The sequence below is a fragment of the Arthrobacter sp. 01T425 genome, from assembly GCF_056398725.1.
Genome location: NZ_JBFTPY010000005.1, coordinates 30,549 through 54,571 on the forward strand (window position 1 = coordinate 30,549; position 24,023 = coordinate 54,571).

Here is a 24,023-nt window from a genome sequence, read left to right on the forward strand (position 1 = left end):
GGGTCCTCCTCCGGGTTTGGTGCCGGTCCGCCGATCCCGTTCAGCCGGGCCCGGCTGCCCGGCGAGGTCAGGCCAGCAGCAGGGCCACGCCGATCATGGCGGGCACAGCTACCACCGTAGTGATCAGCACGGTGTCCCGGGCTACCGTTACGCCGGTGCGGTAACGGCTGGCCGCGACAAACACGTTTTGGGCGGTGGGCAGGGCGGCCGTGACGACGGCGGCAAAGAGCGCCTGTTCCTGCATGCCGAGGACAAAATGGGCAAACAGGTAGGCCACCAGCGGGTGGACAACGAGCTTGAAGAAGCTCGCCAGCAGGGCGTCCAGCCGGCGTCCGGCGGCCGCCTGCAGCGGCTTGGAACCGTTCAGGCTCATGCCGAAGGCGATCAGCATGGCCGGGATCGCGGCCCCGCCAATCAAGTGGATGGGCTCCAGGATCAGCGGCGGTACCGTCCAGCCGGTTGCGGCCACGAGGAGCCCGAGTCCGGTGCCCACGATCATCGGGTTGCGCAGGATCATGAGCACGAAACTCAGGGGCGTAGTGCGGTGCGAGCTGGTGGTGGCGTCCAACGCCATGAGGAACAACGGGGTGAAGAAAGCCAGCTGGAAGATCAGTAGGGGTGCCACATAACTGGCATCACCGAGCACGAAGACGGCTATGGGAATGCCGAGGTTGGCCGAGTTGGCCAGCGACGAGCTCATGGAGGAAATGAGGGCTTCCGGCAGGGACCGCTTGAGCGCGAAGCGCACAATGCCAAAGAACAGGACCGCCGTGGTCACCGCCCCGACTGCCGTCACGAGCAGCGGCGCGGCAAAGACGTCGTGGAGTTTCGCCTTGCTGAGGGTCTCGAACAGCAGGGCGGGGCTGGCCACAAAAAACGTCAGGGCGCTCAGGACGGGGCGGGCGTTCTCGCCCAGGATATTGCGCCGGCCCACGAACATGCCGACCAGGATGATGGCCCAGACGACAAAGAATCCTGCCAGTACCCCTAGCACGCGGTTCTCCGCAGCGGGGCGGGTGGGCGGCGGGTGATGGTCACCCGTCCAGAGTAATCAGCTTTATTCCGAGGGCTGTCCTATTACGCCCGACGGCGCGCTGCCGCTAGTTGAGCGCGGCGTTGTTCAGCGAGTGCGGCGGACGCATGAGCCCGGGTGTCATGCCCTCGGCGGGGTCGTTGCCGATCTGGACAATCTTGTTGTCCTGGTCAACGTGGACCACCTTGGGGTTGTACGCCTTGGCCTCTTCCGTGGTCATCTGGGCGTAGGTGATGAGGATGACGATGTCGTTCTCATGCATCAGGTGGGCGGCGGCGCCGTTGATGCCGATCACGCCGGAACCGCGCTCGCCGGCAATCGTGTACGTCTCGAGCCGGGCGCCGTTGGTGACATCGACAATCGCCACGAGCTCCCCGGGCAGGATGTCGGCCGCCTCCAGCAGATCCAGGTCCACGGTGACGGATCCGACATAGTGCAGGTCCGCGTGCGTGACCGTCGCGCGGTGGATCTTGGATTTGAATATTGTGCGATTCATAACGACATCAGTCTAACGCGGGGCCACCGCCCGCGCTGTGGCCCACTGCACATGCCGCGGGCCGTTGCGCGCGCGGTTCCACATGCCGGAAGTCACGCGGGCCGGTCCACGGGGGCCGGACCGAGGACGCCCGCGGCCGCCGCCGGCACGATGGATGCCGCCGTCACCGCCAGGATTTCCCGGGCCGCCAGCAGTGCGGGCCGCCTGGCGCTCGAGCGCCGCACCGAGGTGAACACCGTACGGTGCGGATCCCCGGGCAGGTCCAGGAGTTGCGCGCTGGTGCCGCGGCCGGTCCACACGAGGTCGGGCATCAGGGCCACCGCATTTCCGGATTCGATCAGCCGGATCTGGGCCTGCAGGTCGGCGGTTTCAAAGCGGACGTCGGGCTCAAACCCGGCGCTCCGGCAGGCCTGCTCGGCCCAGTGCCGGGAGGCCGCTCCGCGGGGTTCCATCACCCAGGCCAGCCCTGCGGTATCGGCCAGCGTCCTGATGGGACCGCGGTCGGGCGAGGGGGGCGGAACGGCGAGCCGGATGGCGTCGCGGGTCAGGGCCACGCGGTCCAGTTCGGCGTAGTGCGGGGCGGCGTGGCCCGGGTACTGCTCGGCGATCACGAGGTCGAAGTCGCGGGCCCACGTCTCGTGCAGGGCCGTCTCCGGTTCCCGCTGGGTCATTTCGACCCGGACTTCCGGGTAGCTGGCGGTCATTCTGGTCAGGGTGTCCGGCATGAGCGCCAGCGCGGCAGACTGGAACACCGCAATCCGCACGGTGCCGGTGACCGTGGTCAGCGACGCGGCCAGGTCCGCCTCCGCCTGCTCGAGGGTCTCCAGGAGCTGGGAGGTGTGGGCCACCAGGACTTCGGCCTGCGGGGTCAGCTGCACCCGGCGCCCGGTCTTGCGGAGGAGCTCCACCCCGGCCTCTTTCTCAAGGAGGGCCAGTTGTTGCGAGACTGACGACGGGCTGTACTGAAGCGCTTCGGCCACTTCGGCCAAGGTGCCCCGGATCTTCAGTTCGCGCAACAGTCGCAAACGCCGGACGTCGAGCATCTCTATTCCTTTGTGAATCCTGACGGTTATTCATTAAGAGAATTCACTTTATCTAATGCAACCGGGCTTGCATACTGTTCTCACTCGATAAGCCCCATCACAGGGTGGAGTGATGGGCACCGCACCTAAGCAGGAGGCCCTCATGGCTACACGGGATTTGTCACAGTCGATCATGCGGCGCAAGCCCATCGACGACATCGAGGAAGAAAACAAACACAGCGGTCTGCACAGGAGCCTGGGGCTCTGGCAGTTGACGGCCATCGGCGTCGGCGGCATTATCGGCGTCGGCATCTTCTCCTTGGCGGGCCTTGTGGCCCACGGCAGCGAGTCCGAGCCCGGAGTCGGACCGGCCGTGCTCATCTCCTTCCTGATCGCCGGTCTGGCATCCGCCGCCGCGGCGCTGTCCTACGCGGAGTTCGCAGGCATGATCCCGCGGGCGGGCTCGGCCTACACCTACGGCTACGTTGCCCTCGGCGAGATCATCGGCTGGTTCATCGGGTGGGACCTGCTGCTGGAGTACATCGCCATCGTCGCCGTGGTGGCCATCGGTATTTCGGGCTATTTCGACGCGTTCCTCTCCGGTATCGGCATCCATATGCCCGCCTGGATGACCGCGACGCCGGATGAAGGCACCGGCGGCATCATCAACCTTCCCGCGATCCTCGTCTGCCTGCTCGTGACCTGGATCCTCTCCCGCGGTACCAAGACCTTCGGCCGCTTCGAACTGATCGCCGTCGGCATCAAGGTGCTGCTGATCCTGTTCATCATCGGCTTGGGCATCTTCTACGTGAACACCAACAACTACAACCCGTTCTTCCCCAGCGGTTTCGGTCCCGTGGTGGCCGGCTCCGCTACGGTGTTCTTCGCGGTGTTCGGCTACGACGCCATGAGTACCGCGGCGGAGGAGGCCACCGACGGCAAGAAGCACATGCCCAAGGCGATCATCCTCTCGCTGGTCATCGCCATGCTGCTCTATGCCGCCGCCACCCTGGTGCTCACCGGCATGCAGAACTTCACGGAGATCGACCCCAAGGCCGGCTTCGCCTCCGCCTTCAACAGCGTTGGCCTTCCGGTGATCGCGACGATCATCTCCGTGTTCGCCGTCCTGTCCATCCTCACCGTGATGCTGACCTTCCTCCTCGGCGTCACCCGCGTCTGGTTCTCAATGAGCCGCGACGGCCTGCTGCCCGGCTGGTTCTCGAAGACGGACCGGAACGGCACGCCCCAGCGCGTGACCTGGATCGCCGGCGTCGGGGCCGCAGTCCTGGCCGGAATCCTCCCGATCAAGGCCGTCGCGGACCTGACCAACATCGGCATCCTGGCCGCGTTCGTCGTCGTCTGTGTGTCGGTGATTGTGTTCCGCTACAAGAAGCCCGACGCCCCGCGGACGTTCCGGCTGCCGCTGATGCCCGTGGTTCCGGCGTTCGGCGTGTTTGCCTCGCTCTTCCTGATGTTCCAGCTGCACTGGGAGACCTGGCTGCGGTTCGTCGTCTGGCTCATCGTCGGCCTGATCATCTACTTCACGTACGGCCGCAGGCACTCGCTGATGAACCCGGACAGCCCGCGGCACGAGGAGATCGTGGAGATGCACCGCCCCCTGACCTAGCCACCCCACCCCCCGTTGCGCTATCACTTCCGGCTCCCATTCCCGGCTCTTCCCGGGTTTTAACGCCCGGAAGTGATAGCGCAACGGGTTTTTAAGCGGCAGGGGTGGTTCCCGAACGTTCGGGCGGGAACCGGAAGCGTCGGTTTTTCTAACCGGTATTGCTCAGAAAACTTCGCTTTATCTTATGAAAATCCGGTCGCATACTGTTTCGTAAGAGGTCCACATTTTGAGAAAGAACGTGTTTCAGCCATGACCAACATCTCCACGGAGCCCGGCGCCACCACCGGAAACGCCGCAGGCAACGACGCCACGCACGCCGCCGTTTCGGAAGGCTCCACGGTCCTTGAGGCCGCAGCCCTCGCCGAGGACACCATCGCGCTGGTGCGCCGCTGGCTCACCGAGGCCGCAAAGGTGCCCGTCGACGCCTCGGCCGAGCAGCTCGCCGGGGTCCTGAAGGACCCCAACGGCCTGGACTTCACCGTCGGGTTCGTCGACGGCGTCGTCCGTCCCGAAGACCTGCAGGTCGCCGCCCGCAACCTCGCCGCACTGGCCCCCAAGGTCCCGGCCTTCCTGCCCTGGTACATGCGCAGCGCGGTCCGCCTCGGCGGCACCATGGCCCCGGTCCTGCCCCAGGTGGTCATCCCGGTTGCCCGCCGGGTGCTGCGTGAAATGGTCGGCCACCTCATTGTCGACGCCACCGACGCCAAGCTCGGCCCGGCCATCGCCAAGATCCGCAAAGACGGCATCAAGCTCAACGTCAACCTCCTCGGCGAGGCCGTGCTCGGCGAACACGAGGCCTCCCGCCGGCTCGAGGGCACGCACACCCTGCTGTCCCGGCCCGACGTCGACTACGTCTCGATCAAGGTCTCCTCCACAGTGGCCCCGCACTCCGCCTGGGCCTTCGACGAGGCCGTGGAGCATGTCGTAGAGAAGCTCACTCCGCTCTTCGCCCGCGCCGCCTCCTATGCGTCCACTGGCCAGAAGGCCAAGTTCATCAACCTGGACATGGAGGAATACAAGGACCTGGACATGACCATCGCGGTCTTCACCCGGATCCTGGACAAGCCCGAGTTCAAGAACCTGGAGGCCGGCATCGTGCTCCAGGCCTACCTCCCGGATGCCCTGTCCGCCATGATCCGCCTGCAGGACTGGGCCGCCGCCCGCCGCGCCGACGGCGGCGCCGCCATCAAGGTCCGCGTCGTCAAGGGCGCCAACCTGCCGATGGAGCAGGTCGAGGCCTCCCTGCATGACTGGCCGCTCGCCACCTGGGGCACAAAGCAGGACTCGGACACCAACTACAAGCGCGTCATCAACTACTCGCTGCACCCGGACCGGATCCGCAACATCCGGATCGGCGTCGCCGGCCACAACCTCTTCGACATCGCCTTCGCCTGGCTCCTGGCCAAGCAGCGCGGCATCGCGGATACTGCAGAGCAGAGCATCGAATTCGAGATGCTGCTCGGCATGGCCCAGGGTCAGGCCGAAGCCGTCAAGAAGGACGTCGGCTCCCTCCTGCTCTATACGCCCGTGGTCCACCCTGCCGAGTTCGACGTCGCGATCGCCTACCTGATCCGCCGCCTCGAAGAGGGCGCCAGCCAGGACAACTTCATGTCCGCCGTGTTCGAACTCAGCGAAAACGAAACGTTGTTTGAGCGCGAGAAGCAGCGCTTCCTCGCCTCGCTGGCCAAGCTCGACGACGAGGTCCCGGGCCCGAACCGGCTGCAGAACCGCGCCCTTCCGGCCGCGCCGCTGCCGCACGATTCGTTCGAGAACACTGCCGACACAGATCCGTCGCTGCCCGCGAACCGCGACTGGGGCCGCGCCATCCTGGGCCGCGTCACGACGTCGACACTGGGCAACTCCTCCGTCGAGGCCGCCACGATCAACGATGCCGCGACCCTGAATGCCGTGATCGATACCGCCGTCGAGAAGGGCAAGGCCTGGGGTGCGCTCTCCGGCGCCGAGCGCGCCGAAATCCTGCACCGCGCCGGCGACGTCCTCGAGGCCCGCCGCGCGGACCTTCTTGAGGTCATGGCCTCCGAGACCGGCAAGACGATCGACCAGGGCGATCCGGAGATCAGCGAGGCGGTCGACTTCGCGCACTACTACGCCGAGTCCGCCCGCAAGCTCGACGACGTCGACGGCGCCACCTTCGTCCCGGCCAAGCTCACCGTTGTGACGCCGCCGTGGAACTTCCCGGTCGCCATCCCGGCCGGCTCCACCCTTGCGGCCCTCGCCGCCGGCTCCGCCGTCGTGGTCAAGCCCGCCAAGCAGGCCCGCCGCAGCGGCGCCGTCATGATCGAGGCCCTCTGGGAGGCCGGCGTTCCGCGCGACGTGCTCACCATGGTCCAGTTGGGCGAGCGGGAACTGGGCCAGCAGCTCATTTCCCACCCGGCCGTGGACCGCGTCATCCTGACCGGCGGCTACGAGACCGCCGAGCTGTTCCGCTCGTTCCGCAAGGACCTGCCCCTGCTGGCCGAGACCAGCGGCAAGAACGCCATCATCGTCACCCCGAGCGCGGACCTGGACCTCGCGGCCAAGGACGTCGCGTACTCCGCGTTCGGCCACGCCGGCCAGAAGTGCTCCGCCGCCTCGCTGGTGATCCTCGTCGGCTCCGTGGCGAAGTCGAAGCGTTTCCACAACCAGCTGATCGACGCCGTCACCTCGCTCAAGGTCGGCTACCCCCAGGACCCGGCGAGCCAGATGGGCCCGATCATCGAGCCCGCCAACGGCAAGCTCCTGAACGCCCTCACCACCCTCGGCGAGGGCGAGACCTGGGCCGTCGAGCCGCGGAAGCTCGATGATTCGGGCAAACTCTGGAGCCCCGGCGTGCGCTCCGGTGTCCGCCGCGGATCCTACTTCCACCTCACCGAGTTCTTCGGCCCGGTCCTGGGCGTTATGACCGCAGAGACCCTCGAGGAGGCCATCGCGATCCAGAACCAGATCGAATACGGCCTCACCGCGGGCCTGCACTCGCTGAACAGCGAGGAACTGGGGATCTGGCTGGACACCATCCAGGCCGGCAACCTCTACGTCAACCGCGGCATCACCGGCGCGATTGTCCAGCGCCAGCCCTTCGGCGGCTGGAAGAAATCCGCCGTCGGCGCCGGCACCAAGGCCGGCGGCCCGAACTACCTCGTCGGCCTCGGCGAATGGGTCAGCAAGCCCAGCACCGCCGCCGGCACCCCGGGCGCTGCTCCCGCCCACGCCGGCGTCCGCCGGATCGAGGACGCCGCCAAGGGCTTCCTGACCGCCGACGAACTCGCGCCGCTGCAGCGCGCGCTCGCCTCCGACGCCCGCGCCTGGGCCGAAGAGTTCGGCACCGCGAAGGACGTCTCCGGCCTGAGTGCGGAACGCAACGTCTTCCGCTACCGTGCTCTGCCCGTCACGGTCCGCCTCGCGGAAGGTGAGCCGCTTGCCGGCCTCGTCCGGACCGTCGCCGCCGGCGTCCTGGCCGGGTCCGTCCTGACGGTCTCCACCGCCGTCGAACTGCCCGCCCAGCTGCGCGCCGTCCTGTCCGGGCTTGGCATCGCCGCGACTGTTGAGAACGACGCCGAATGGCTCGCTTCCGCCGGCACCCTCGCCGCGGCGGGCAAGCTCTCCGGCGCCCGGATCCGGCTGATTGGCGGGGACGCCAAGGCGCTGGCCGAGGCCACGGGCGGACGCCCGGACCTGGCGGTGTATGTCCACCCCGTCACGGAAGCCGGACGCGTGGAACTGCTGCCGTTCCTGCATGAGCAGGCCATCAGCATCACGGCGCACCGCTTCGGCACGCCCAACCACATCTCGGACGCCCTGATCTAGCCCGGGGCTGCTAAAACCCCGGCTCGGGCGTGCTAAAACCCTGAAACCCAAAAAACACCGCCGCTGTGCAGGCACCATAAGGTGCGGCACGGCGGCGGCGTTTAACGGCGAAGGCGCTAAGTAGAGCCGGGGCTAGCCGAAGTACCAGCCCGGCGGGACCCAGGAAGCGGGGACCGCGTGGGCGGAGAAATCGTCGCAGCCCGAGCAGAAGTAGGTGACCTCGCCGAGCTTGCTGACCGAGCCGTCCCTCCGGTGCGTGGCCGGGACGAAGGTCTCCAGGTAAATGAACTCGTCCGTGCCGCAGCGTTCGCAGTACGGGCTGGCCACATAATCGGACTCTGCGAGGGTAGCCGGGCGGATTCCCCGTTGGCCCGGGGTGGCCGCGTGCTGGGCCGCGGCTGAGTGCTGCATTCCGGCGGTCGAGTGGTGCATGGCCGCTGCGGGGTGGGCCGGCGCGGTTACCTGACGGGCGGACTTTGTCGCGTGGGCGGCGGGGGCGGGCAATCGGGGGTGATTAATGGCTGGCATCAATGGCGGCCTATCCCGAACGTTCCGACGCCAGCCACAGGCGCCAGCGACGGACAGCGTTCGTTTTTCGAATCGTTGTCGTGGGCCACTGCTTGACCTCGAACGGTGGATCTTAAGTAGTGTCAGGATAGATGAAGTACGTGCACCGTTCAATGGTCAAGTAAGTACTGCTCGGGTCCGGGTAGTCCGCCCCGTAGGTACCGTGGCAGGATCAGCGCTGGCTGCGGGACCGCCCGCGCGTCAGGCCGGTCGCTTCAGGGTCCGGCCCACGATCGCCTGCGTCAGGGCATCGATCACCTCGGTATTGGCCAGCGGATTGCGGATGAGCGTGAAATCGACGTCGCCCACCGGCGGCAGATCGAAGCGGCGGGTGATGATTTTCAGATCCTCCGGCACCAGGGAGGAAGGCATTACCGCCACACCGATGCCGGCCCGGACGGCGGCCAGTACGCCGCTGATCTGGCGCGTGGTGCAGGTGATCCGCCAGGTGCGCCCGGTGGCCTCCAGAGCGTCGATCGCAAGCTTCCGGCTCAGGCTGGGGGAGGGGTAGGCGATCAGCGGGACAGGATCAGCCGGTTCCAGCGCGGTCTGTTCCAGGCCGACCCAGGCGAAGGCGTCCTGCTGGACCACGGTTCCGTCCTTGGCCCCGGCCACCCATTTCACAAAGACCAGATCCAGTTGCCCGGCGTTCAGGCGCTTGTAGAGCTGGTCGCTTTGCCCGACCGTCAGCTCGAGGTTGATCTGGGGATAGATCTGCCGGAACTCCCGGAGGATGCGTGGCAGCCCGGTGATGGCGAGATCATCGGCCGTGCCGAAGCGCAGGCGGCCGCGCATGGCGGAGCCGGAGAAATAGCGGGCGGCGGAGTCGTGCGCGGCGAGGATGCTGCGGGCGAAGCCGGCCATGGCATCGCCGTTGTCGGTCAGGCGTACATCCCGGGTATCCCGGGCAATCAGCACCCGCTTGGCGGCGGTCTCCAGCTTGCGGACGTGCTGGCTGACGGTGGGTTGGGCCAGGCCGAGGCGCTCGGCGGCCTTGGTGAAACTCAAGGTTTCGGCCACGGCCAGGAACGAGCGGAGCTGGGCGGGTTCGAACATGGCGGTCTCCGGATCGGGTGCCGCATACCCTGCATTGCGTTTTGTAATGCGAGTTATGCGTGGAATAGGCTTCCATAATCTCTTGGGGCCAGCCTAGCGTTAAGTCCATCCCACTCACCCGCTCTTTTGAGGACTTTTCCGTGGCACCCCCTCCGCCGCTAGAGGCGAACGCAGCTTCCCTGCCGGACACCATCACCCAACCACTCGCCGTCGTCAGCCAGCCTCTGCCTTGGCGCCACACTTTCATTTCGCTCAAGGTCCGCAACTTCCGCATCTTCGCGATCGGGCACTTCGTCGCCGTCATCGCGCTCTGGATGCAGCGGATCGCCCAGGACTGGCTGGTGCTCCAGCTCTCCGGTTCCGTCACCGCCGTCGGCATCACCGTGGCCCTGCAGTTCCTGCCGTCCCTGTTCCTCGGCCCGTGGGCCGGCATGATGGCGGACCGCTTCGCGAAGCGGAAGATCCTCATGCTGTGCCAGTCGGTGGCCGCCGCGTTGGCCGCGGTCCTTGCCGTCCTGGCGCTCAGCCAGCGGATCGAGGTGGGGCAGGTCTACGCGATCGCGTTGGTTCTGGGCCTCGTGACCGTGCTGGACCAGCCGGCCCGCCAGGTGTTCGTCAACGAGCTCGTGGGCCCCGGCTATCTGCGAAACGCGATCAGCGTGAATTCCACGATCTTCCAGCTGGGCGGCCTGATCGGTCCTGCGATCGCCGGGATCCTGCTGACCGCCGTGGGGGCCGGCTGGGCCTTTGCCGCCAATGCGGTGGCCTGCTGCTTCACGGTGGCCATGCTCCTGAGCCTGCGCAAGGACCAGCTGCATGTCAGCACCCCGGCCGCCAAGCGCCCGGGCATGCTGCGGGAAGGGCTGGACTATGCGCTCAGCAAGCCCACCATCTACTGGCCCTGGCTGATGGCCGGGTTCATCGCGGTGTTCGCGATGAGCCTGCCGGTGCTGCTGGCCGCGTTCGCGGACCACGTGTACGACGCCGGTGCCGGCGGCTACGGGCTGCTCAACACGCTCGTGGCCCTCGGCGCCCTGGCCGGCGCCATCACCTCGGCCCGGCGGCGCGCCCTGCGGCTGCGCTCCGTGGTGCTGGGCGCCGGGATGTACGGGCTCATGCTGTGCCTGGCTTCCCTGGCACCGTCCATGGCCTGGTTCGGCGCGGCCATGGTGCTGGCCGGATTCTGGTGCCTGATGTTCCTGACCGCCGCGAACCAGCTGGTCCAGGTCAGCGCCAACCTGGCCATCCGCGGGCGGGTCATGAGCCTGTACATCATGGTGCTGATCGGCGGCCAGGCGATCGGCGGCCCGATGATGGGCTGGCTGGCCGAGCACGCGGACCCGCACACCGCCGTCCTCGTCTCCGGCGGCGTCCCGGTGCTGGCTGCCGCGACCGTCGCCGTCGTCCTCGCCCGGCGCGGGCAGCTCATGCTCAAAGTGGACCTGAAAGACCGGCGCCGGCTGCTGCGGATCGTCCCGACCGATTTCCGCACCGAAGAAGGACAGCCGCTGCGTGGATCCACGCAGCGGCTGTCCTAATTCGTCGCGGAAACCCCTAGAGCTCCAAGGGGCGGTGCGGGAACTCGGCTTCCCGCTGCTGGAACTGCAGCACATCCGGGTTCAGGACCACGCCGTCGCGGATTTCGATCGCGCGGCGGATGGTCTCGTTTCCCGCCCAGGCTTCGGGGCCGGACACCACGGTCTCGAGGAACGGCAGCAGCGCCTCGCTGATTTCCCAGCTGGCGGAATTCCAGAGGTAGGACGGGCTGTGGTCCACGGCGTAGTAGTCGATGTGGTCACCCACTTTGAACATCGGCTCGGCGAAGGTGGTGGTTTTCGCCCAGCTGAAGCCCATGCCCTCGTCGCAGGAGACGTCCACGATCAGGCTGCCGGGCCGGAAGGCGGCCAGGTCCCCGGTGCGCAGGTAGGTCAGCGGCGCGTTGGGGTCCTGCAGCGTGCAGTTGACCACGATGTCGCTCGCGGCCAGGAACGGCGCCAGCGGCACGCGCCCGCGCTCGGTGATGACCTCGCTCAGGAACGGCGCCTCGCTGTCATGGTCGAACTGCGCGATCCGGACCGAGTGGATGGGAGAGCCAACAGCGGCAACACCGCGGTTGGTCAGCACCTGCACGTCATGGACACCGTGGGCGTTCAGCGCCGTCACGGCGCCGCGGGCGGTGGCCCCGAAGCCGATCACGACGGCGCTCAGCCGGCGGCCGTAGTCTCCGGTGGAACCGGTCAGTGCCAGGGCATGCAGCACGGAACAGTAGCCGGCGAGCTCGTTGTTCTTGTGGAAGACATGCAGGCCGAAGCCGCCGTCGCTGGCCCAGTGGTTCATGGCCTCGAAGGCGATCAGCGTGAGTTTCTTGTCGATCGCCAGCTGGGTGACGGCCCGGTCCTGGACGCAGTGCGGCCAGCCCCAAAGGACCTGCCCGTCCCGGAGTTCGGCCAGGTCCTCGGGCTGCGGCTTGGGCAGGAGGACGACGTCGGCTTCCGCCAGCAGTTGCTGTCGCGGCGCGATGCGCCCCACGAGGGGTGCGAGCTCGGCGTCGGACCGGCCGAAGCGCTCGCCGTAGCCTTCCTCGAGGATCAACCGGTCCCGGATCTCCGGCGCGATGCGGTCCAGGTGCAGGGGGTGGATCGGGAGGCGCCGCTCGTCCGGTTTGCGTGTGCCGGCGAGGATGCCGAGCGTGAGGTAATTCGGTGAACGGGTCACTTCTTTTTGGGGCTCGCCGTCTTTGCGGCGGTCACTTTATCGAGGGAGCTGGCCGGCGCTGAAGCGGCCCTCTTGTCAGCGCGCTTTTCCTTAATGGATTTGCCGGATTTCTTGGATGCTGCTTGACGGGGGGATTTGTCAGCCATGATTGCTCCTGTAGCGGAACCGAAGAGGTTCCTGACTTCCGACGATACAGGTAGCAACCTAATAGGAGCCCGGGATGCTGTGGGGGCATTTGGAGCGGCTGACGGGAATCGAACCCGCGTATCAAGCTTGGGAAGCTAGCGCTCTACCATTGAGCTACAGCCGCAGTGGGACCGGCCTGAATTCCAGCCGTGAGTCCCGATCAACGAGGTTTACATTACCTCAGTCTGAGTTCGAGGTTGTACACGCCGCGCTCGCCTGGCCGGTACCGCGCCGGGGTGGCGTGATTGTGACCGGATGGCGCGCCTGCGGTGTCCCTCGCTCTGAAGATCGCTGATCCCGGCATCCCGCGCCCGTCATTTCCCCGAAACGCTGTGGGAACGCCTCGTTCATCTGCACAGAAAGCGAGCCGAAACCGCACCCCGAAATGGGTAGTGCTGTCTCGAATCCGGGTAATGGGCGCAAGTAGTCCGCCCGTGGCGGCGAATTTGACGAGTGGTCCACCAACTCAAGAGGGGTAGGCCACACTCGTGTGCAGCAGAAAGCCATCGAATTTACTGGAGGAGACCACAGCCAACCGAGTCGCTAGAAGGTCTCACATGTACGACCAAAAGTTGATGGTGGCCCGTCCTTTGTTGCCAACGGGTGGGTTTGCCCACCCAAACGTGCCGGATCAAGGCCACTCGCGGGCCACGCAGTTGGCATGGCATCAGGGCCGCCGGACGGCCGGGTTCAGTGGTCCTGTCGGCGCTATTGGCGGCAAGCATGAGTGAGCTCAAGCAGCGCGTTCCGGTCCATACGGGGTATCGATCCCCGGATCATGTCCGGGTCACCCCACGAACGCAAGATTCACCGAGGTCTGCTGCCGGCGCGGCAGCTTTAGCCCCGCCGTCCATCCCATTTCCCGACTTCAGGTCGGCGAAACTCCGGCTTGCGAGCAGCTCCCGTCGCGAGGGCATTCGTTGGGCAAACCGTTATCGGCATCTGCTGATAGCCGCAGACGCCCTGGTGATTGCGGCAGTGACTGCGGCGGCCCACATCACCCGGTTCGGGTTGAGCACAGTGAGTTCGGTTCAAGTGGGCGAGTTCCGAGTGGATTACCTCTACATTTCCGTGGTCATCGCGGCCGCCTGGATGCTTGCGTTGGGGCTGTACAAGAGCAGGGACACGCGGATCGTCGGAATCGGAATCGACGAATACAGACGGGTCGTCAGCGCAAGCGCAATGCTTCTGGGCCTCATCGCTCTGGTTTGCTTTGTCCTGAATATCGACGTGGCTCGGGGATTCTTCGCGCTCGCCCTGCCCGCCGGGCTGACCGGCCTGCTGGCGGCACGCTGGAGCATGCGTCAGTGGCTGTCCAGGCAGCGGGTTCACGGCCATTACCTTTCGCGTGTGATCGTGTTGGGCCGGCCGAATGACGTCCGGTACGTCGTCAGCCAGATCGAAAAGAAGTCCGGTGCGGCGTACAAGGTCGTGGGTGTCGCACTTTCCGGGTCCGCCGGCGCCGGCACCTTCACCCAGGGCAGCCATGTCCTCAACGTCATTGGAGACGAGCGGAGCGTCGTGGAAGCAGTGGCTTCCGTGGACGCCGATGCTGTCATCGTGGCCGGACCCATGAAGGGCGGCAGCCGTTACATACAACGACTCGGATGGAAGCTGGAACAGTCGTCCACCCAGCTGATCCTCACCACCGGACTGACCAACGTCGCCGGTCCCCGGATCCACTCCCGTCCCGTGGAGGGCCTGCCCCTCATGCACGTGGAACTGCCGCAGTACGCCGGCGCCAAGCATGCTCTGAAGAGGCTATTCGACATCACGTTGGCCGCCGCGGCCCTGGTGGCGCTCATCCCTGTGTTTCTGGTCCTCGGGGTGATGATCAAGCGGGACAGCCCCGGGCCCGTGATCTTCAGGCAGGAACGGGTGGGTCGCGGCGGTGAGAAATTCAACATGCTGAAATTTCGGTCAATGGTCGAAACCGCGGAGGACGATCTCGCCGGGCTCCTGGAACACAACGAGGGCGCGGGTGTGCTCTTCAAGATGCACAACGATCCGCGGGTCACCGGGGTCGGCCTCTGGATGCGCAAGCACTCCCTCGACGAACTGCCGCAGTTCTGGAACGTCCTTAAGGGCGACATGAGCCTGGTCGGTCCACGGCCCCCGCTGCAGCGCGAGGTCGACAACTACCACCACAAGGTGCTCCGGCGGCTCTACATCAAACCGGGCCTGACAGGCATGTGGCAGATCAATGGGAGATCGGAGCTGAACTGGCGTGACAGCGTCCGCCTGGATTTGTACTACGTCGAAAACTGGTCGCTGGCCGGAGACCTGATCATCCTTTGGCGCACAGCAAAGATGCTCATCAATCCGGTCGGGGCCTACTGACAAACCAAGGGTTTCTGTTCTACAAAAATTGAGAAAGGCAAGGCAATGACCACACTTGTTTCGGGGGCTGGTGGATTCATCGGAGGCCATTTGGTGGCCCAACTCCTCAAAGACGGACAATCAGTCCGGGCAGTAGACCGCAAGCCTTTTGCAGAGTGGTACCAGGTGCACCCGGAGGCGGAGAACATCCAGGGCGACTGCTCGCTGCTGGAGACGGCCCGCGAGGTCAACCGGGGCGTGCAGTACGTCTACAACCTCGCCGCCGACATGGGCGGCATGGGCTTCATTGAGAACAACAAGGCGGCCTGCATGCTGACTGTGCTCACCAGCACTCACATGCTCATGGCAGCGCAGGAAGCAGGCGTTGAGCGGTTCTTCTACAGCAGCTCAGCCTGCGTTTATGCTGCCGGACATCAAACGTCCTCTAACGTCATCGCACTGCGTGAAGAAGACGCGTACCCCGCACAGCCGGAGGACGGCTACGGATGGGAGAAGCTCTTTACCGAGCGCATGGCCCGGCATTACCGCGAGGACTTCGGGCTGCAGACCAGAATCGCCCGGTATCACAACGTCTACGGCCCGCACGGCACTTGGGACGGTGGGCGGGAGAAGGCGCCGGCCGCACTCTCGCGCAAGTTCGCACGGGCGGCACTGACAGGCGACACCAATCTTGAGATCTGGGGCGACGGGGAACAGACCCGCAGCTTCATGTACATTGACGACTGCATCCAGGGCACTAAAGACGTCCTGCGCGGCGATTTGACCGAGCCCGTCAATCTTGGATCCTCTGAGTTGGTCTCGATCAACCAGATGGTGGATCTCCTCGAGCAGATCTCCGGCACCGTGGTGACCAGGCACTACAAGCTCGACGCCCCGCAGGGAGTTCGCGGGCGGAACAGCGACAACACTCTCTTCCATGCCACGTACGGCTGGGAGCCGTCCATCACGCTCCGGACCGGACTGGAAAAGACCTACGAGTGGATCTTCGACCAGCTCAAGGCGCAGGGGTGAACCCCCGTGCGCATCCATATTCACGACTTCGCCGGGCACCCGTTCCAGGCGGAGCTCTCCCGGGAACTCGCCGCGCGGGGACACGACGTCGAACACGCCTACGCGACCCAGTATCCCAGTGGCAAGGGAAAGCTGGAGCGCCTGGACGGTGACCCGGACGCGCTGACTTTCCGCGGAATCACCGCCGTGAGGACCTTCGAGAAGTATTCGCCGTTGGGACGGATGCGGTTCGAGAAGTCATTTGCCCAAGCTTGGGTCAGCCACCTCGAACAGGCCCGTCCCGATTGCGTCGTGGCATGCAACGTTCCGTTGTTCGTCCTGAACAGATTCAGCTCAACGATGGCAAAGTCGGGGCAGCCCTGGGTGTTGTGGCATCAGGACCTCTTCAGCAGAGCCATCGGAGAAGAGATCAGGAAACGGCTGCCTGCGGCTGTCGGTCCGGCAGCGCAGCGATGGGTCACGCGCACGGAGAAGAACCTCGTCCGCAGTGCCAGTCAGGTCGTCGCAATCGGCGAGGAATTCCGCCGGGCGTACCGGCGCTGGGGCCTCGATGTGCGCCACGTTTCTGTCATTCCAAACTGGGCGCCGCTCGGTGAGATCCTGCCCGGGCCAAGGGACAACGGGTGGGCGCGCGCCCATCTCCCGCAGGGCCGGGAGATCCGTCTGCTCTATGCCGGAACGCTCGGCCGGAAGCACAATCCGCTGCTGTTGATTGATCTCCTGCGCGCAGCCGTGGGCAAGGGCATCCCGGCGCGTCTCGTGGTCGCCTCGGAGGGGGAAGGGATTGAAGCCGTGCGCCAGATCGCGGAGCGGCAACCGGAATTGCCGATCACCCTGCTGCCGTTCCAGCCTGCTTCCGAACTCTCTGAAATGCTCGGCTCCGCTGATGTGCTCCTGGCCCTCCTGGAGCCCGGGGCGTCAAAGTTTTCGATACCCAGCAAGGTGCTCTCGTCCTTGGCGGCCGGCCGCCCCGTCCTGGGACTCATGCCGCAGGACAATCCAGCGGCCGTGGACATCGGGGCGGCCGGCGGGTATGTCGGGACTCCGGACGCGCAGGGTGTGGTGGGTGCCTCCGATTGGCTCCAAGGGATGGTCCAGTCGCCAGGGGCGCTTGTCTCCGCCGGAGAGCGAAGCCGCCAGCTTTCCGTCGAGCGGTTTGGTATTGGTCCGATCGCCACCCGATTCGAAGAAGTGCTGGCCAAAGCCGTTGCGGACCGCCGTCTGGCACCACAAGGGTCCGCGCAGACTGCCGAGGCGGTGTCCTGATGCCAGCAAAATCATCGCCGGACGCCGGACCAGGGCGGCAGACGCCTGTCATTGATCTGGCTCAGGCGCCGGGCGCCGGTGAGGCCTGGGACCGGCCACGGGCGATTGTCTATCTGTGGGGGGCCTGCGAGCTATTGTTCGTGAGCAACCCCTGGCAGATAAGTTCACGGCTCCGGGTCGCCGTGCTGCGGGCTTTCGGCGCCGAGATCGGTCCGGGCGTCACATTCCGGCCCCGCACCCGCGTCAAGTTTCCGTGGAAGCTGCACATCGGGGCCGGCTGCTGGATTGGTGAGGGCGTCTGGTTCCACAACCAGGACGATGTCTACATCGGCGCCAACGCTGTGGTTTCACAGGAATGCTTCATCACCACGGGAAGCCACCGGGCCCGCAGCGACATGGGCCTGATAACCAGCCCCGTTTACATTGACGATGGTGCATGGGTCACCTCGCGTTGCATGGTGCTCGGCGGAGCCCACATTGGCCAGTCAGCCGTCGTGGAGCCGCTCACCGTCGTCCGTGGTGAGGTTCCGCCGAATGCTGTCTACGGGCGGGTGCCCGGCCCCTCAGTGATCAGAGAACGGTTCCGGGGAAATGATGTCCTGTGATGGCACAATGCATCCTAGGGGGTAGCCATGGTGGCCAGGGTCTTGGAAATCAACGCGTACATCTTGTCGGCGAGGTACTGATGGCCGGCGTCGGTCGGGTGGACGCCGTCGGCGCCGATGAGCTTGGAATCGGCGCCGAAGAACCAGCGCTCGCTCAACGGGTCGACGAACTGAATGCCACCGGCAGACGCTGCCCCGGCGATCGCCTTGCTGTCACTGGTGATGAAGTCCGGCACCCGCTCGTTGACCCAGGCCGGCCCGACGACGATCAGCTTCGCGTGGGGCGCCCGCTCGTGGATCTTTGTGTAGAGATCCGTCGCAGCCGCAGCCATCGTTGCAGGGTCCTGCTTACCGTCGTTCCTGCTCCCAAAGACGAGAACCAGATCTGCCGTCGAGCGCAGGCTGGTGGTGGCGGCTTCGGCGAACGTGACTTTCTCGGTTCCCCTGACGATGTACCCGGCGCCGGGATGGCCGATGACGTTCATGTCGACCGGATGGGATTCCGAGTAAAAGCGGGACCCGACGATCTTTGCCCAGTTTGCTGCTCCGTAGCCACCCTGGTCGGAGCCAACAACGTAGGAGTCGCCGATGATGTCAACGTTTGGGACCGCGGCACGGCTCGATTCCGGCGTGCTGGCAGCTGGAGCCGGCGAGGGAGCGGCCCCGTTGCCCCGCGCGGTGAATGCCAGCACAGCAATCATGACCGCCACGACGGCCAGCAGGCCAAATCCAAGTTCTTTCACGTGACGGAACCGGAAGGATGATCTGGTCCTGTTTGCGCTCTTCAGAAAATCCATTCGCAAAGACTATCGGCAATCCACTCTCGAGGGGGAAGTGAATGCAGAAGATACCAGCTTCGGTCCTGATTCAGACGAAAAATGAAGAGGCGAGCATCGAGAGGTGCCTGGCGGCACTGAGCGACTTTGACGAGGTCATCGTGGTCGATTCAAACAGCGCCGACCGGACCGCGGAACTTGCCGCCGCCGGCGGTGCGACCGTTATCAACTTCACCTGGAACGGGGCCTACCCGCAGAAGAAGCAGTGGCAGCTTGAACATGCGCCGACGCGCCACCCGTGGATCCTGTTCCTTGACGCCGACGAATTTCCGAGCCGGGAACTGATCGAGGAAATCGCCGTGATCGTCTCGGATCCGCTGGAACGCCGTGTGGCTTTCGACATCCCCATCTCCTATCACTTCGCTGGCAAGGTCCTCAAACACGGCCACCGGGTGGTCAAGCGTTCGCTGTTGAAGCGGGGCTTCAACCGCTATGAGGACACTGGTTTGGTGAATCTCCCGGTGATGACAGAGCTGGAAGTGCACTACCAGCCAGAGGCGACAGGTGAGGTGGGACGCACAGCGGGCCTGCTGGCACACCACGATCTGGATCCGGTCCGCACCTGGTTCGACAGGCACAACAAGTACTCCGACTGGGAGGCCTACATCCATGCCGACCCGGCCATGCGGCGCTCGGTGCGCTCGTCGAAAAGCATGCAAGGCCAGCGCTTTGATGTCGTCCCGTTCAAACCAGTTGCCTTCTGGGTCTACAGCTACATCGTCCGGGGCGGCTTCCTGGACGGACGGGCCGGCATGGACTACGCCGTCGCCCTGGCCACGTACTACTGGCAGATCGGCCTGAAGACCCGCGAACTACAGCAAAACGGCAGCCGGCTGGCTGAGCATGTCTGAAAATCGCGCATCGTCGAGGCCGCCCCTGAGCGTGCTGCAGATCGGCGGCCTGGCCGGCCCGGGGGCCGTCGCGGGCGGCGTCTGGGCGGTCGCGCGCATGCAGACTGCAGCGCTGGTGCGCCGCGGTGCCGCTGTTGAACTCGTCGGGGGCTGGCTCGGCGGCCGGCCGGCCACTCGCCCGGAACCGCATGAAAGAATTTTCCGCGTCCGGCGCCCTTTCCGGGGCGCGCGTCTCAGGGGCCTGATTGGGGTTGGCCTCGTCAGGCATGTTTGGGACCGGAGCCGCCAGGTCGACGTCGTCCAGCTGCACCTCTGCCGCGACTTCATCACGACCTTCAGCGCCCTGGTGCTCCGCGGTGCTGCCATTCCCGTCATCGCGCAGGCCCACGGCATGCTGGCAGCGCCGCGTTCGCGCGGGTTGCGGGTGTTCGATGCGCTGATCTTCCGTCGGGCGATGCGGACGCCGCAAATATGGCTGACCCTGACGGAGGCCGAAGAAAAGAACCTTGAGTCCCTCGGCGTGCCGAGGACGAAGATGCGCAGGGTGGTGAACGCTACAGCCGACCCCGGCACCGTGTGGGAAGACCCGCAGACCCCCACCTTTCTGTTTGTTTCGCGGCTGGCGGCGCGCAAGCAGCCCACGGTGTTCGTCGAGGCAGCCATTGCCCTCCTGCGGGGGGGATCGGAAGCCCGGTTCGTGGTTGCCGGACCTGACCAAGGCGAACTGGAGAGCGTGCACCGTTTGATCGAGGCTTCAGGCTTCCGCGACCGGTTCGATCTTCCGGGGGAGTTGACGGAACCCCAGGTGCTGGAGGCGCTGTCCCATGCGACCGCCGTCGTTTTGCCCGCCCGCCACGAGCCTTACCCGATGGTGATTATCGAGGCGGCGGCTGTGGGTACGCCCATCATCCTGACCTCGGAATGTGGACTGGCCGCGCCCTTGCAGAAAGCGGGCGCGGCGGTTGTCGCCGCGCCCACGGCCGGGGCCTTCCACGCAGCCATGGCCACAGTGGCGGCCAGCCAGGATCTGCGGCTCCGGCTGAGTGCGCGGGCCCGTGAGCTGCACCTGGGTCTCTGGTCTGCCGAATCCCTCGCGGAAAGCCTCCTGGGATTGTATGCGGAGGCGATAGATGCTGGCCGGCAGTGACCTCCGGAGCCCGGTCAGCCTGCCGGGCGAGAGGAAGTCAGGAATCGGCGCGGCGCTGGCGATCCTGACTTTCTTGTGTTTTGCCGTCGCCATACCGCTCATCCTGCGGTCGACGTCGGAAGCCACCTACAGCGATACTGACTTCCTCATCCGATATTCGGTGCTCCTTTATGCGGCTTTCCGCATGAGTGCCATTCTCTGGAAAGACCAGGTGCGACCGGTAGCCGGTGTCTTCTGGATGTTCGTCTATGTCTGCCTGGGCGTGGTTCCATTGGCCCAATTGTCGACCGGCGCGTCAACCATCCTTGCCGTCCAGGTCGACGACTCGACCTTGTACGCGGCAACCGCCATCACTCTTCTTGGCTGCGTCAGCTTCGACCTGGCCTATCACCTCAGACTCTTCAAGAACTTGGGCGGCCCGGCGCCCGTGCGCAAGCTGCGGAGCATGGAAACCCTGAGGATCTTTGCGACAGCCGCGATCCTGGGCGGGCTGATATACGTGGCTCAGGTCGGCGGAATCAGCGTGTTCTTTGCCAGCCGGCAGGAGGCGAGCCAGGCCCTGGACCAGGTGAGCCCCGACAGCGGACAAGCCGCCCGGGCGATCATCTCCGCCTTCGGCTCCGTAACCTGCCTGGTGGCGCTCATTTTCTACATCCACATTTTCCGGGTCCTCCGAAGTTCCCTCAACCTGCTTGACTCCGTATTAATAGTCGGCCTGGTGGTGCTCAATGTCGTCGTGAACAACCCGATCTCCAACTCGCGTTACTGGACGCTGGCCGTGCTTTTCGGCCTGGTCATGCCGCTCATCGGGTCACGCAAAGCCCTCTTCAACTTGGCGATCGTCGGCGGGGTAGTGGCGGCGATCTTCCTTTTTCCGCTAAGCGACATCACCCGCCGGGCAGCGGGGACCGGCGTCATGCTCCAGACGGATTCGGTGTGGCGGATGATCTCGACCAAAGACTATGACCAGTTCAGCATGCTCGCGAATACCCTTGGGTTCACCCGGGATGAGGGACTGACCTGGGGGTACCAGTTCCTTGGCGCCGTGCTGTTTTGGGTGCCGCGCGTCGTCTGGCCGACCAAACCGCTCGACAGCGGTGTTGAGGTCGGCCAGTGGATGAGCAGTGCCAACGTCAACCTGTCGTCCCCGCTGTGGGCAGAGGCCTGGATCAATTTCGGAGTCCTCGGGGTGGCGGTCACATTCGCCCTGCTGGGACTGCTGAGCAGAAGGCTCGACGTCGGCTTCGGCACGGGTGCCTTGTCCGCCGGATCGGTGGGCTATCTGGGCGTCGCCATCTTCTCCGGGTACATGTTTATCCTGCTCCGCGGCTCTTTGCTGCAGTCGATGGGGAGGCTGCTGATCCTCGCCCTGGCCATTGCTGTTCTGAGCGTGAGCGCCAAACGAAAGCCAGGTGACACGAAATGAGTACGGACAAGCTCGAGCGTCCACATGCCGCAGGGCCCGGTTTTGCCCAGTCCTTCAGGGAGCTCAGCCTGGCGCAGAAGGGCAAGAAAGGGGTGCCCCTGTACTGCCTGTACGTCAACCGGCCGGCCGGCCGGGTGGTCGCAGCCGCGCTCAGGAACACCCGGTTCGGGCCAAACCAGGTGACTTTCGCTGGGGCGTTCCTTACCTACGGGGCGTTGCTATGGCTGGCCCTCGGGGCAGGAACCGGGGCAGGTTCCGCGCTGGTGGGAGTAGTGCTCGCCGCCGGGTTTGTCCTCGACTCCGCAGACGGGCAGCTGGCAAGGCTCCAGGGACGGAGCTCAAAATTGGGTGAGTGGCTCGACCACGTGCTGGACAGCGGGCGGATCGTCGTCCTGCACGGAGCCGTTTTCTGCTTCCTCCTGCGCACAACTTCCATTCCGGCGCTGCAGCTGGCCGCGCTGTGCGGCGTGTTCCTTTTCGCCAACTCCACAATCTTCTTCGCCGGCGCACTGTTCGATCAGCTGACCCGCCAGGCGGGGCAGCGCCCGTCACCTCCCGGCCACGATGCCTCAACTTCGATAAAGCGATCAATCCTCACGTTGCCAGTCGACTACGGCGTGACGTGCCTGGCCCTGATGACAGTGCCGTGGATCAACATATTCCTGCCCAGCTACGCGGCTTTGGCGATCTTCCATTGCGTCTTCTGCGCCGCCTATGTGGCGAAGTTTTCCCGTGCCCTGGCAAGGATGGACTAGATGGCCCGCCTGAGCAGGTATGTCGCCTTCGGCGATCAGGCCGTATCCAGCATCTCGAACTTCGTCGCGGTAGCCATTACGGCCAATGTCGCGACCCCCGGCCAGTTCGGTCAGTTCTCCTTGGGCTATGCGGGGTTGCTCCTGTTCCTGGGCGCCCAGCGTGCGCTTATCGGAGAGACAATGCTGGTCAAATACTCCGCCGCGGGCTCCCTGAAAGCCCCGGTGAGAAGAGGCGTTTTGGGTGCCAGCGTACTGGTCGCAGCCGCCACCGTTCCGTTGCTGCTGGCCGGCGCCGTCGTGGCTGACCAATCGGCCCGCCTCATCTGGTTTGTCATCGCCGCGAGCCTGCCCTTCGTGCTCCTCCAAGACACACTCCGGTATTTGTTTATCTGCGAGCACCGTCCATGGCGGGCGCTGCTCATCGACGCTGTGTGGGCCGTCTTGTCGATCACGTCCATGGTGGCTGTCGCGGCCACCACCGGAGCCGTGTGGGCCGTCGTTCTGTGCTGGGGCGGCGGCGCAGCGGCAGCATTGGTCCTGGGACTCCTGCTGGGGCGGGTGCTGCCTTCGCTGCGCGACGGCAGGCGCTGGCTGGGCGTCAACCGTAACCCCGGGCTTCGCTATCTCGGGGAGTTTTCAGCGCTCAACGCGTCCAACTTCGTCGTGCTGTATCTCTTGGCGCTGCCTCTGGGTGCTGCTGGCGTGGGTGCGCTGCGGGCGGCGCAATTGCTGTTCTCGCCCCTCAACACCGCCTTTTCCGCCATCAAGATGGCTGTCATTCCCGAGCTCGTGCGCTCCAAGGGCACTGCGGTCTTTCGAATGCGGCTGATCGAAACGGCTGTGGTCGTGGCAGCCATGGCCGGGCTGTGGGGCGCGGCCGTCATGCTGCTGCCGGGCTCCATAGGGGCCCTCGTGCTCGGCGCGTCCTGGGAGGCCGCGTCCGGGCTGCGACTTCCTTACTTGGTGCAATACGTCGCGATGGTTCCCTACACCGTCTTGCTGGCCTACTACAGGTCCGTCCAGGCGAACAGGCTGTCGACGCTCATGCGGGCAGTTCTGGCCCTGCTGACGCTTGTGCTGCCCCTTGCCCTGGCGTATGCGGGCGGCACCGTTGGCGCCGCCTGGGCGTTTGCGCTGGCAGTCGCGGCCGCGGTTGTCGTCGGGGGGACCGCCACCGTTGTGTCGAGATCCCGTTCCCGTTCCCGGACAGAATCGTCGTTGCATCGGCCCGATCCGGCGGAAGTCGAGCTCCGGCGGGCTGCTGACGCCCGGTGAGCGCG

20 protein-coding genes and 1 tRNA gene are annotated in these 24,023 nt (G+C 65.4%); 12 read left to right on the forward strand and 9 right to left on the reverse strand.

Annotated elements, in window-relative coordinates:
- Positions 1 to 67 precede the first annotated feature (67 nt).
- The 3 genes from AC1DNG_RS07830 to AC1DNG_RS07840 all read right to left on the reverse strand — a co-directional run bounded on the left by AC1DNG_RS07830 (position 68) and on the right by AC1DNG_RS07840 (position 2,572).
- Entirely contained in the window at positions 68 to 994 is a 927-nt protein-coding gene (locus AC1DNG_RS07830) for an AEC family transporter (protein ID WP_018774009.1), read from the reverse strand.
- A 106-nt stretch (positions 995 to 1,100) separates the two neighbouring features.
- The gene (gene panD / locus AC1DNG_RS07835; protein WP_028275366.1) at positions 1,101 to 1,529 is read right to left on the reverse strand and encodes an aspartate 1-decarboxylase; all 429 of its coding nucleotides are present in this window, start codon (positions 1,527 to 1,529) and stop codon (positions 1,101 to 1,103) included.
- Positions 1,530 to 1,621: 92 nt separating this feature from the next.
- Positions 1,622 to 2,572 carry a LysR family transcriptional regulator gene (locus AC1DNG_RS07840; protein ID WP_476857298.1) on the reverse strand — a complete coding sequence of 317 codons (951 nt, stop codon included), beginning with the start codon at positions 2,570 to 2,572 and terminating at the stop codon, positions 1,622 to 1,624.
- A gap of 142 nt (positions 2,573 to 2,714) precedes the next feature.
- Between AC1DNG_RS07840 and AC1DNG_RS07845 the strand changes: the two genes are divergently transcribed.
- Both AC1DNG_RS07845 and AC1DNG_RS07850 read left to right on the forward strand, forming a co-directional pair.
- Positions 2,715 to 4,178, forward strand: coding sequence for an amino acid permease (locus tag AC1DNG_RS07845; RefSeq protein ID WP_476887075.1), 1,464 nt, complete (start codon positions 2,715 to 2,717; stop codon positions 4,176 to 4,178).
- A gap of 249 nt (positions 4,179 to 4,427) precedes the next feature.
- Complete coding sequence (locus tag AC1DNG_RS07850) at positions 4,428 to 7,982, forward strand: proline dehydrogenase family protein (protein ID WP_476887076.1); 3,555 nt, start codon at positions 4,428 to 4,430, stop codon at positions 7,980 to 7,982.
- A 132-nt stretch (positions 7,983 to 8,114) separates the two neighbouring features.
- Here AC1DNG_RS07850 and AC1DNG_RS07855 read toward each other — a convergent pair whose 3' ends face one another.
- Positions 8,115 to 8,510 carry a hypothetical protein gene (locus AC1DNG_RS07855; RefSeq protein ID WP_476857301.1) on the reverse strand — a complete coding sequence of 132 codons (396 nt, stop codon included), beginning with the start codon at positions 8,508 to 8,510 and terminating at the stop codon, positions 8,115 to 8,117.
- A gap of 240 nt (positions 8,511 to 8,750) precedes the next feature.
- A complete protein-coding gene (locus tag AC1DNG_RS07860) occupies positions 8,751 to 9,605 on the reverse strand; it encodes a LysR substrate-binding domain-containing protein (RefSeq protein ID WP_230011166.1) in 855 nt (284 codons plus the stop codon).
- Positions 9,606 to 9,745: 140 nt separating this feature from the next.
- Here AC1DNG_RS07860 and AC1DNG_RS07865 point away from each other — a divergent pair, with 140 nt between their 5' ends.
- The gene (locus AC1DNG_RS07865) at positions 9,746 to 11,143 is read left to right on the forward strand and encodes an MFS transporter (protein ID WP_476887077.1); all 1,398 of its coding nucleotides are present in this window, start codon (positions 9,746 to 9,748) and stop codon (positions 11,141 to 11,143) included.
- A gap of 16 nt (positions 11,144 to 11,159) precedes the next feature.
- Here the strand turns inward: AC1DNG_RS07865 and AC1DNG_RS07870 are convergent, their stop codons facing one another.
- The 3 genes from AC1DNG_RS07870 to AC1DNG_RS07880 form a co-directional block, all read right to left on the reverse strand.
- A complete protein-coding gene (locus AC1DNG_RS07870) occupies positions 11,160 to 12,320 on the reverse strand; it encodes a N(5)-(carboxyethyl)ornithine synthase (protein ID WP_476887078.1) in 1,161 nt (386 codons plus the stop codon).
- Entirely contained in the window at positions 12,317 to 12,466 is a 150-nt protein-coding gene (locus tag AC1DNG_RS07875) for a hypothetical protein (protein ID WP_018774018.1), read from the reverse strand. The genes AC1DNG_RS07870 and AC1DNG_RS07875 overlap by 4 nt, the downstream gene beginning before the upstream one ends.
- A gap of 90 nt (positions 12,467 to 12,556) precedes the next feature.
- A tRNA-Gly gene (locus tag AC1DNG_RS07880) sits at positions 12,557 to 12,630 on the reverse strand.
- A 599-nt stretch (positions 12,631 to 13,229) separates the two neighbouring features.
- Between AC1DNG_RS07880 and AC1DNG_RS07885 the strand changes: the two genes are divergently transcribed.
- The 4 genes from AC1DNG_RS07885 to AC1DNG_RS07900 all read left to right on the forward strand — a co-directional run bounded on the left by AC1DNG_RS07885 (position 13,230) and on the right by AC1DNG_RS07900 (position 17,728).
- Positions 13,230 to 14,846, forward strand: a complete 1,617-nt coding sequence (locus AC1DNG_RS07885; protein WP_476887079.1) for a sugar transferase — start codon at positions 13,230 to 13,232, stop codon at positions 14,844 to 14,846.
- A 45-nt stretch (positions 14,847 to 14,891) separates the two neighbouring features.
- Positions 14,892 to 15,857 (forward strand): NAD-dependent epimerase/dehydratase family protein, encoded by a 966-nt coding sequence (locus tag AC1DNG_RS07890; RefSeq protein WP_476860363.1) that lies wholly within the window; start codon positions 14,892 to 14,894, stop codon positions 15,855 to 15,857.
- A gap of 6 nt (positions 15,858 to 15,863) precedes the next feature.
- Positions 15,864 to 17,123 carry a glycosyltransferase family 4 protein gene (locus tag AC1DNG_RS07895; RefSeq protein ID WP_476887080.1) on the forward strand — a complete coding sequence of 420 codons (1,260 nt, stop codon included), beginning with the start codon at positions 15,864 to 15,866 and terminating at the stop codon, positions 17,121 to 17,123.
- A 140-nt stretch (positions 17,124 to 17,263) separates the two neighbouring features.
- Complete coding sequence (locus AC1DNG_RS07900; RefSeq protein WP_476857305.1) at positions 17,264 to 17,728, forward strand: LbetaH domain-containing protein; 465 nt, start codon at positions 17,264 to 17,266, stop codon at positions 17,726 to 17,728.
- 14 nt (positions 17,729 to 17,742) lie between these two features.
- On the opposite strand, the gene AC1DNG_RS07905 is transcribed toward AC1DNG_RS07900, so the two are convergent.
- Positions 17,743 to 18,471 (reverse strand): SGNH/GDSL hydrolase family protein, encoded by a 729-nt coding sequence (locus tag AC1DNG_RS07905; RefSeq protein ID WP_223915153.1) that lies wholly within the window; start codon positions 18,469 to 18,471, stop codon positions 17,743 to 17,745.
- Positions 18,472 to 18,566: 95 nt separating this feature from the next.
- Between AC1DNG_RS07905 and AC1DNG_RS07910 the strand changes: the two genes are divergently transcribed.
- The 5 genes from AC1DNG_RS07910 to AC1DNG_RS07930 are packed head-to-tail and all read left to right on the forward strand — an operon-like array spanning position 18,567 to position 24,018.
- Positions 18,567 to 19,415 (forward strand): glycosyltransferase family 2 protein, encoded by an 849-nt coding sequence (locus tag AC1DNG_RS07910; RefSeq protein ID WP_476857307.1) that lies wholly within the window; start codon positions 18,567 to 18,569, stop codon positions 19,413 to 19,415.
- On the forward strand, positions 19,408 to 20,562 hold the full coding sequence (locus AC1DNG_RS07915) for a glycosyltransferase (RefSeq protein ID WP_476887081.1): 1,155 nt from the start codon (positions 19,408 to 19,410) through the stop codon (positions 20,560 to 20,562). The genes AC1DNG_RS07910 and AC1DNG_RS07915 overlap by 8 nt, the downstream gene beginning before the upstream one ends.
- Positions 20,546 to 21,988, forward strand: a complete 1,443-nt coding sequence (locus tag AC1DNG_RS07920; protein ID WP_476887082.1) for a hypothetical protein — start codon at positions 20,546 to 20,548, stop codon at positions 21,986 to 21,988. The genes AC1DNG_RS07915 and AC1DNG_RS07920 overlap by 17 nt, the downstream gene beginning before the upstream one ends.
- Positions 21,985 to 22,743: a CDP-alcohol phosphatidyltransferase family protein gene (locus AC1DNG_RS07925; protein WP_476857310.1), complete on the forward strand. Its 759-nt coding sequence runs from the start codon at positions 21,985 to 21,987 to the stop codon at positions 22,741 to 22,743. Before AC1DNG_RS07920 ends, AC1DNG_RS07925 begins: the two co-directional genes overlap by 4 nt.
- Positions 22,744 to 24,018: an MATE family efflux transporter gene (locus AC1DNG_RS07930; RefSeq protein WP_476887083.1), complete on the forward strand. Its 1,275-nt coding sequence runs from the start codon at positions 22,744 to 22,746 to the stop codon at positions 24,016 to 24,018. It begins immediately after the preceding gene.
- Positions 24,019 to 24,023 lie beyond the last annotated feature (5 nt).

Excerpts from the sequence above, each read along its gene's own strand:
- AC1DNG_RS07890 (WP_476860363.1), top strand. The coding sequence starts at position 14,892 with ATGACCACACTTGTTTCGGGGGCTGGTGGATTCATCGGAGGCCATTTG.
- panD (WP_028275366.1), bottom strand. The coding sequence starts at position 1,529 with ATGAATCGCACAATATTCAAATCCAAGATCCACCGCGCGACGGTCACG.
- AC1DNG_RS07875 (WP_018774018.1), bottom strand. The coding sequence starts at position 12,466 with ATGGCTGACAAATCCCCCCGTCAAGCAGCATCCAAGAAATCCGGCAAA.
- AC1DNG_RS07840 (WP_476857298.1), bottom strand. The coding sequence starts at position 2,572 with ATGCTCGACGTCCGGCGTTTGCGACTGTTGCGCGAACTGAAGATCCGG.
- AC1DNG_RS07860 (WP_230011166.1), bottom strand. The coding sequence starts at position 9,605 with ATGTTCGAACCCGCCCAGCTCCGCTCGTTCCTGGCCGTGGCCGAAACC.
- AC1DNG_RS07915 (WP_476887081.1), top strand. The coding sequence starts at position 19,408 with ATGTCTGAAAATCGCGCATCGTCGAGGCCGCCCCTGAGCGTGCTGCAG.
- AC1DNG_RS07910 (WP_476857307.1), top strand. The coding sequence starts at position 18,567 with ATGCAGAAGATACCAGCTTCGGTCCTGATTCAGACGAAAAATGAAGAG.
- AC1DNG_RS07845 (WP_476887075.1), top strand. The coding sequence starts at position 2,715 with ATGGCTACACGGGATTTGTCACAGTCGATCATGCGGCGCAAGCCCATC.
- AC1DNG_RS07850 (WP_476887076.1), top strand. The coding sequence starts at position 4,428 with ATGACCAACATCTCCACGGAGCCCGGCGCCACCACCGGAAACGCCGCA.
- AC1DNG_RS07920 (WP_476887082.1), top strand. The coding sequence starts at position 20,546 with ATGCTGGCCGGCAGTGACCTCCGGAGCCCGGTCAGCCTGCCGGGCGAG.
- AC1DNG_RS07885 (WP_476887079.1), top strand. The coding sequence starts at position 13,230 with ATGAGTGAGCTCAAGCAGCGCGTTCCGGTCCATACGGGGTATCGATCC.
- AC1DNG_RS07930 (WP_476887083.1), top strand. The coding sequence starts at position 22,744 with ATGGCCCGCCTGAGCAGGTATGTCGCCTTCGGCGATCAGGCCGTATCC.
- AC1DNG_RS07855 (WP_476857301.1), bottom strand. The coding sequence starts at position 8,510 with ATGCCAGCCATTAATCACCCCCGATTGCCCGCCCCCGCCGCCCACGCG.
- AC1DNG_RS07925 (WP_476857310.1), top strand. The coding sequence starts at position 21,985 with ATGAGTACGGACAAGCTCGAGCGTCCACATGCCGCAGGGCCCGGTTTT.